A 7,226-nucleotide genomic window follows, 5' to 3' on the forward strand; every position below is an offset into this window, starting at 1 on the left:
CCCTCGCCCCCGGTCGTCCCGTGCGGGGAGGTGGTCAGGCTCAGAGATTGCCGGTCTTGTCCTGGAGGAACTGCTGGCCCTTGTCCACGTGAGCGGCGTGCTTGTCGCCGGTGCGCGAGTCCAGCTTGTCGCCGGCCTGCTCGATGCCCCGGTCGATCTTGGCCTCGTGCTGGTTCGCGAGGTCGCGGGCCTTGTCGGCGGTGGTGCCCTCGCCGTTGCCCTGCAGCGCGTCCTTGGCCTTGTCGAAGAGGCCCATGGTCATTCCTTCCGATCTGTCTCAACGGGAAGACCAGCGAGCCGTGGTCTTTCGGTAGGGCCCCGCACTTCCTTCCCGCGCTGGGCCGGGTCAAGGATCGGCTCGGGTGCTGCGCTGAGGGCGCAACCACTTCGCCGCCGGCGTCGCAGCTGGCGCGCGAACGCGCCGACACCGCGCTGGCACAATGGCTGCGTGCTCCCACCCCTGGTCGTCCTCAACGGTCCCACCGCCTCCGGCAAGTCCAGCCTGGCGATCCGGGTGGCCCAGCAGCTCACGCGGCGGGGTCACCCCAGCGAGATCGTCAACGCGGACTCGATGCTGGTCTACCGCGGCATGGACATCGGGACGGCCAAGCCAACCGTCGCGGAGCTGGCCGCTGTCCCGCACCACCTGGTCGACATCCTCGACGTGACGCAGACCTCCACCGTCGCCGACATCCAGGCCCTGGCCCGTGAGGTGATCGCGCGCCTGCGTGCCGAAGGGATCGTCCCGGTGCTCGTCGGCGGTTCGGCCCTGTACGTGCACGCGATCGTCGACGACTTCGACTTCCCCGGCTCCGACCCGCAGGTGAGGGCCCGCCACGAGGCGCGCCTGGCCGAGGTCGGGCCGTACGCCCTGCACGCCGAGCTCGCCCAGCGCGCCCCCGAGGCTGCCGCGTCGATGGACCCCGGCAACGGACGACGCATCGTGCGGGCCCTGGAGGTGCTCGAACTCACCGGCGAGCTGCGCCCGAGGCTGCCGCAGTGGACCTATGCCCTCGAGCGCGTGCTCCAGTACGGCCTGGAGATCGACCGGGAAGTGATGGACCGGCGGATCAACGAGCGCGTCGACCAGATGTGGTCCGACGGGCTGGTCGAGGAGGTGCGACGGCTGGAGGAACAGGGCCTGCGCGAGGGCCTGACGGCCAGCCGGGCACTGGGCTACCGGCAGGTGCTGGCCCACCTGGACGGCGAGGTGGACGAGCACACCGCCCGCGAGATGACCAAGGCGGGAACCCGTCGCTTCGCCCGCAAGCAGCTGGGGTGGTTCCGGCGTGACCCGCGGGTGGTCTGGTTGCCGGCGGGCGATCCGTCCAGTCCTGAACGGATCGTGGACGATGTCTGCCAGGCGCTGGGCTGAGCCTCGCAGGGGGTCCGGATCTGGTCTGGTCCTCGGGCGGGCGCGTAACCTACGCCCATGAGGACCTGGAAGTTCGCCAAGGGGCACGGCACGCAGAACGACTTCGTGATCGTCACCGATCGTCACGGCATGGTGCGCCTGGACGACGATGACGTCCGATTCCTGTGCGACCGGCGTGCCGGCATCGGCGGCGATGGCCTGCTGCGCGTGACCATGGCCTCGTCCATCGAGGACCACGAGGACGAGCCGGAGCGCTGGTTCATGGACTACCGCAATGCCGACGGGTCCATCGCCGAGATGTGCGGCAACGGTCTGCGCGTCTTCGTGCGTTACCTGCTGGAGGAGGGCCTGGTCTCCGGTCGCGAGATCGAGGTGATGACCCGCGCCGGTCTGCGGCGTGCCTGGCCGCAGCACGACGGGACGATCCGCACCCTGCTGGGCGAGGTACGGCTGGGCGACGAGCCGGTGCAGGTCAGCAGGGGGGAGGGTCGCTGGGCGGCCACCACCGTGGATGTCGGCAACCCCCATGCGGTCTGCTTCGTCGACGGTGCGGACGAGCTGTCGGCACTGGACCTGACCCATGAACCCGTCTGGGAACCCGCGCAGGCCTTCCCCGAGGGCACCAACATCGAGTTCGTGCACGTCATCGACGAGCACCACATCGCCATGCGCGTCCACGAGCGCGGGGCGGGGGAGACCATGAGCTGTGGCACCGGCACGGTTGCCGCGGCGGCGGCCCATGCCCGTCGCGCCGGGCTCGGTGGCGGCGAGGTGGTCGTGGACGTCCCGGGCGGTCGCCTCGTGGTCGAGCTGGACGGCAGCCAGGCCTACCTGACCGGGCCAGCGGTGGTGGTGGGCCGCGGTGAGGTCGTGATGCCCGACTGAGGACCGCCCCGCCGTGGGCGAAAATGGCTGGCCGGGCTTGCTTGCAGGTGACAAGCTGGGACAACGATGACTCGACCTGACTCCCGTCGCAATGACGACGACTTCGATGACCTGTACGACGACCTGGGCGCCGGCGACCTCGACGCCGACGGCCGCGACCCAGAAGAGTACGACGCAGGGGACCATGACGGCCTCCAGCTCGATTTGGCCGAACGACTGTCCCTCAAGCGAGTTGCCGGCATGTCCACGCAGGTGGCCGACATCAGCGAGGTCGAGTACCGCGACCTCCAGCTGGAACGCGTGGTGCTCATCAGCGTGTGGACCACCGGCAGCGAGGCGGACGCCGAGAATGCCATGACCGAGCTGAAGCTGCTGGCCGAGACCGCGGGCGCCCAGGTTCTGGAGGGCCTGGTGCAGCGGCGCAAGTCGCCGGACCCGGCCACCTACATCGGCCGCGGCAAGGTGGACGAGCTGCGCGAGGTGGTGGTGGCCACCGGCGCCGACACCGTCATCTGCGACGGCGAGCTGCAACCGGCGCAGCTGCGCAACCTCGAGGACCGGGTCAAGGTCAAGGTGATCGACCGCACGGCCCTGATCCTCGACATCTTCGCCCAGCACGCCAAGAGCGTCGAGGGCAAGACCCAGGTGGAGCTGGCCCAGCTGCAGTACCTGCGCCAGCGGCTTCGTGGCTGGGGTGGCAACCTGTCGCGCCAGGCCGGTGGCCAGGCCGCCGGCGGTGCCGGTATCGGTGGCCGTGGCCCCGGTGAGACGAAGATCGAGACCGACCGTCGCCGCATCAACACCCGGGTGGCGATCCTGCGCAAGCGGATGCGGGACCTCGACGCGACCCGTGAGAACAAGCGTGCCGATCGTCGTCGCAACCGCATTCCCTCGATCGCGATCGTGGGCTACACCAATGCTGGCAAGTCGTCGATCCTCAACCGGATCACCGACGCCGGTGTGCTGGTGGAGAATGCCCTGTTCGCCACGCTGGACCCGACGACCCGTCGTCACACCACGCCCGACGGGCGCGTCTACACCCTCACCGACACTGTCGGTTTCGTGCGCCACCTGCCCCACGACCTGGTGGAGGCCTTCAAATCCACGCTGGAGGAGTCGGCGCAGGCGGACCTTTTGCTGCACGTCGTGGACGGGTCCGACCCCGACCCGGTGGGCCAGGTGCACGCCGTGCGCACGGTGCTCAACGAGATCGGCGCCGGCAATGTCCCCGAACAGCTGGTGATCAACAAGGTCGATGCGGCCGATGACGACAGCCTGCAGGTGCTGCGCACCCAGTATCCCGAGGCCGTCTTCGTCTCCGCCCGGACGGGGGAGGGCATCGAGGAGCTGCGGGCCGTGGCCGAGAGCCGACTGCCCAGCCCGGAGGTCTCCGTCGACGCGCTGATCCCCTATGGTCGTGGCGACCTGGTGGACCGCATCCACAAGCACGGCCAGCTGGTCACCGTCGAGCACACCGGCGAGGGCACCCGCGTCGTGGCCCGGGTGCATCCGGACCTGGCCGGAGAGCTCAAGGCCTTCGAGGTGCAGGACCCGTCGTGACCCGCACGGCGGGCCCGGTCCGCAGGTAGGCTGGCCCGATGCCGTCTGCCGAGAAGAAGAACGAGTCCGCCTCGGCCCAGCCGGAGCAGGAAGTTGCCGCGTCCAAGACGAGCACCAGCCAGGTGAGCTCGGCCGAGGTGCTGCAGGCTGCGGTGTCCGCGATCGGCGGGACCCCGCGGCCCGGCCAGCAGCAGATGGCCGAGGCCATCGAGGCGGCGATCGACACCGGCGAACACCTGCTGGTGCAGGCAGGCACTGGCACCGGCAAGTCGCTGGGCTACCTCGCCCCGGCCTTGCTGCACGTGCAGTCCACCCGCCAGCGGATCGTCATCGCCACCGCCACCCTGGCCCTGCAGGCGCAGCTGGCCACTTCCGACATCCCCAATGCCCTCAAAGCGGTCCGCGAGGTGACCGGGCGCGAACCCAGCCATGCCATCCTCAAGGGCCGCACGAACTATGCCTGCCTGCTCAAGACGCGCGATGGCATCGCCGACGAGCAGGACACGCTGCTGGGCGGCGCCGAGCTCGCCGACGGGCTTCGCAAGTCCAGCGCCGATGCCGACTCGGTGCTGGGCGCCGAGGTGATCATGCTGCGCGAGTGGGCCGAGCAGCAGCTCAAGGACCGCCAGCTCGCCGACCGCGACGACGCCCCCGCCCACAGCCCCCGCTCCTGGGGCCTGGTCTCGATGCCGGTGCGCGAGTGCCTGGGCGTCAACCGGTGCCCCTACGGCTCGGAGTGCTTCGTCGAGTCCTCCCGCGAGAAGGCCCGGGCATCGCAGCTGGTGGTCACCAACCATGCGCTGTTGGCGATCGATGCCATGCATGGAGGCACCGCGCTGCCGGAGCACGAGGTCGTGATCATCGACGAGGCGCACGAACTGGTGGGCAGGGTCACCGGGGCCGCCTCGGCTGAGCTCAGCCCCCAGCTGGTTGAGCGGGTCGCCAAGCGGGTGCTGCCCTGGCTCAGCGACGACCTGGGCCTGGAGTTCCTGGAGTCGGCCGACATCCTGCGGGTGGCTCTGGACGAGACCGACCTGGCCCGCATCTCCCAGCCCGGGGGTGCGGCGGTGACCGCCTTCGAGTCCATCCGCGACGTGGCCCGTCGGGTGGTCAGCGGCCTGGGAGGCAAGGCTGCCGACAAGAACCGCAAGGATGTCGACCCGGAGCAACAGCAGGCGGCCGCGGCCGCCAAGGAGGTCTTCGACATTGCAGAGCGGATGGCGGACCTGTCCAGCAATGACGTGGTCTGGGTCAGCGAGCGGGAACGCTTCGGCCGTCAGGCACAGGTGGCGCCGCTGAGCGTGGCCGGGCTGATGCGCGAGAAGGTCCTGGGGGAGAGGACGACCATCCTCACTTCGGCGACGCTCAAGATCGGCGGCGACTTCACCCAGGTGGCGGGCCAGATCGGGCTGCGCAAGGCCGACCGGTTGGTGGGTGACCAGCATGACCCGGACAATGCGCTGGCCTGGCGCGGGTTCGACGTCGGCACCCCCTTCGACTACCGCAAGCAGGGCATCCTCTACGTGCCCCGGAACCTGCCGCGGCCCCGGCGTGACGGGACGGCTCCGGAGGTGCTCGAGGAGGTCGCCGAGCTGGTCTGGGCGGCGGGTGGCAGGACCCTGGGGCTGTTCAGCTCCCAGCGCGCCGCGGAGGCCGCCGCCAAGCACGTGCGCCAGCAGCTGCCGAAGATGACCGTCCTGTGCCAGGGCGATGCCCAGTTGTCGGAGCTCACCCGCCAGTTCGCCGTCGACCCGGAGGTGAGCCTGTTCGGCACGGTCTCGTTGTGGCAGGGGATCGACGTGCCGGGAGAGACCTGCCAGCTGGTGATCATCGACAAGATCCCCTTCCCGCGCCCCGACGACCCGCTGGTGCTGGCCCGTCAGGAGGCGGTGACGCAGGCCGGCGGCAATGGCTTCATGTCGGTGGCGGCCACCCATGCCGGTCTGCTGATGGCCCAGGGTGCCGGGCGCCTGGTGCGTCGCGTCACCGACCGGGGCGTGGTGGCGGTGCTGGACCCCCGGCTGGTGACGGCACGCTATGGCGGCTTCCTGCGGGCCTCGATGCCCGACTTCTGGATGACAGCCGAGCGCGAGGTGGCCGTCGGAGCGCTGCGGCGTCTGCAGGAGGGATAGTCCTCGAGCATGTCGAGGGGGCCGCCCACGCGCCGTGGGTGGCCCCTTCTTCATAGGCGCGGAGGGCGCGCCTCAGACGCGACGCAGCACCGCGACGACCTTGCCGAGGATCCTCGCGTGGTTGCCGTCGATGGGGGAGTACTGCTCGTTGTGTGGCATCAGCCAGACCTGGCCAGGCGTCTTCTTGAGGGTCTTGACGGTTGCCTCGTCGTCGAGCAGCGCCGCGACGATGTCGCCATTGTCGGCATCGTCCTGCTGCCGGACCGCCACCCAGTCGCCGTCGCAGATGGCGGCGTCGACCATCGAGTCGCCGCGGACCTCGAGCAGAAAGGTCGTGCCCTCGCCCACCAGCTGGCGGGGCAGGGGGAAGACCTCCTCGATGCGCTCCTCGGCCAGGATCGGCCCGCCGGCGGCGATGCGTCCCACCATCGGGACGTTGACGGCGGTGGGGAAGCTGTCGCCCACGTCGGTGGGGTCGTTGGCCTCGGCCTCGGTGGGGAGCATGGACGGGGGTAGGTGCACCTCCATGGCGCGCGGCTGGCCCGGGATGCGGCGGATGTAGCCCAGCGACTCCAGCTGCTTGAGCTGGTGCGAGACGCTGGACGAGCTGGCCAGGCCGGCATGCTCGCCGATTTCGCGCATGCTGGGCGGATAGCCCCGGGTCTCCAGGCTCTCCCGGATCACCTCGAGCACGCGGCGCTGGCGTGGGCTCATGCCGTCGACGCTGGGCTCCACCAGCTTGCGCCCGCGCGAGAGCTCCTTGCGGACCTCCTCGTCACTGGGACGCCCGACGGGTCGACGCGCCTGTGCCTTGCCCCTCATTCCACTTGCCATGGAACAAGACTAGTGCGCACGACCGCTCCCAATCAAACATCTGTTCGAGGTACTCCCCGCCAGCTCCCGGGGCGCACGAGCGGCCTCTCGTGGACGGTCTGGAGCCAGTCGCCGCAAAACTGTCAGAGGGGGCTGTTTGACTCGGTCGCGAGCGCGAAACCTGAAGCTTTCGGTCGCAATCGAACAATCGTTTGATTGCGACGGGGATCGAGGTTAGTGTTCAAGCATCGAACACCTGTTCGACGGGCGGATGGCTCGCGGCAGGGTTTGTCCAGACCTGAGGAGTAGTCATGAGTGCAACCTTTGTCGCGAGGATCCCGGCCGTCACCCCGGCATCGATCCGTCGTCGCGGAGAAGGGCGCCTGCGTGGGCCAGCGGCCAGGCCGCTGCAGCCCGCCATGCCGGTGGGGCGGCCCGTGCAGCCCGCCGGGCCCGAGCTC

General features: G+C 69.8%; 6 protein-coding genes. 4 read left to right on the top strand and 2 right to left on the bottom strand.

Features of this window, described 5'->3' with window-relative positions; translation table 11 throughout:
* Window positions 1–40 precede the first annotated feature (40 nt).
* Window positions 41–256, bottom strand: a complete 216-nt coding sequence (locus ACHFFZ_RS01505) for an antitoxin (RefSeq protein ID WP_394274897.1) — start codon at window positions 254–256, stop codon at window positions 41–43.
* A 192-nt stretch (window positions 257–448) separates the two neighbouring features.
* Between ACHFFZ_RS01505 and miaA the strand changes: the two genes are divergently transcribed.
* The 4 genes from miaA to ACHFFZ_RS01525 all read left to right on the top strand — a co-directional run bounded on the left by miaA (window position 449) and on the right by ACHFFZ_RS01525 (window position 5,952).
* Window positions 449–1,375 carry a tRNA (adenosine(37)-N6)-dimethylallyltransferase MiaA gene (gene miaA / locus ACHFFZ_RS01510; RefSeq protein ID WP_394274898.1) on the top strand — a complete coding sequence of 309 codons (927 nt, stop codon included), beginning with the start codon at window positions 449–451 and terminating at the stop codon, window positions 1,373–1,375.
* 57 nt (window positions 1,376–1,432) lie between these two features.
* Window positions 1,433–2,260 (top strand): diaminopimelate epimerase, encoded by an 828-nt coding sequence (gene dapF / locus ACHFFZ_RS01515; protein ID WP_394274899.1) that lies wholly within the window; start codon window positions 1,433–1,435, stop codon window positions 2,258–2,260.
* Between the two features lie 66 nt (window positions 2,261–2,326).
* The gene (gene hflX / locus ACHFFZ_RS01520) at window positions 2,327–3,820 is read left to right on the top strand and encodes a GTPase HflX (protein WP_394274900.1); all 1,494 of its coding nucleotides are present in this window, start codon (window positions 2,327–2,329) and stop codon (window positions 3,818–3,820) included.
* A 194-nt stretch (window positions 3,821–4,014) separates the two neighbouring features.
* On the top strand, window positions 4,015–5,952 hold the full coding sequence (locus ACHFFZ_RS01525; protein WP_394274902.1) for an ATP-dependent DNA helicase: 1,938 nt from the start codon (window positions 4,015–4,017) through the stop codon (window positions 5,950–5,952).
* A gap of 72 nt (window positions 5,953–6,024) precedes the next feature.
* Here the strand turns inward: ACHFFZ_RS01525 and lexA are convergent, their stop codons facing one another.
* Complete coding sequence (gene lexA, locus ACHFFZ_RS01530; RefSeq protein WP_394274901.1) at window positions 6,025–6,786, bottom strand: transcriptional repressor LexA; 762 nt, start codon at window positions 6,784–6,786, stop codon at window positions 6,025–6,027.
* Window positions 6,787–7,226 lie beyond the last annotated feature (440 nt).

The organism is Luteococcus sp. (assembly GCF_043424415.1).
Taxonomy (GTDB): Bacteria; Actinomycetota; Actinomycetes; order Propionibacteriales; family Propionibacteriaceae; genus Luteococcus.

Excerpts from the sequence above, each read along its gene's own strand:
- lexA (WP_394274901.1), bottom strand. The coding sequence starts at position 6,786 with ATGGCAAGTGGAATGAGGGGCAAGGCACAGGCGCGTCGACCCGTCGGG.
- hflX (WP_394274900.1), top strand. The coding sequence starts at position 2,327 with ATGACTCGACCTGACTCCCGTCGCAATGACGACGACTTCGATGACCTG.
- dapF (WP_394274899.1), top strand. The coding sequence starts at position 1,433 with ATGAGGACCTGGAAGTTCGCCAAGGGGCACGGCACGCAGAACGACTTC.
- ACHFFZ_RS01525 (WP_394274902.1), top strand. The coding sequence starts at position 4,015 with ATGGCCGAGGCCATCGAGGCGGCGATCGACACCGGCGAACACCTGCTG.
- ACHFFZ_RS01505 (WP_394274897.1), bottom strand. The coding sequence starts at position 256 with ATGGGCCTCTTCGACAAGGCCAAGGACGCGCTGCAGGGCAACGGCGAG.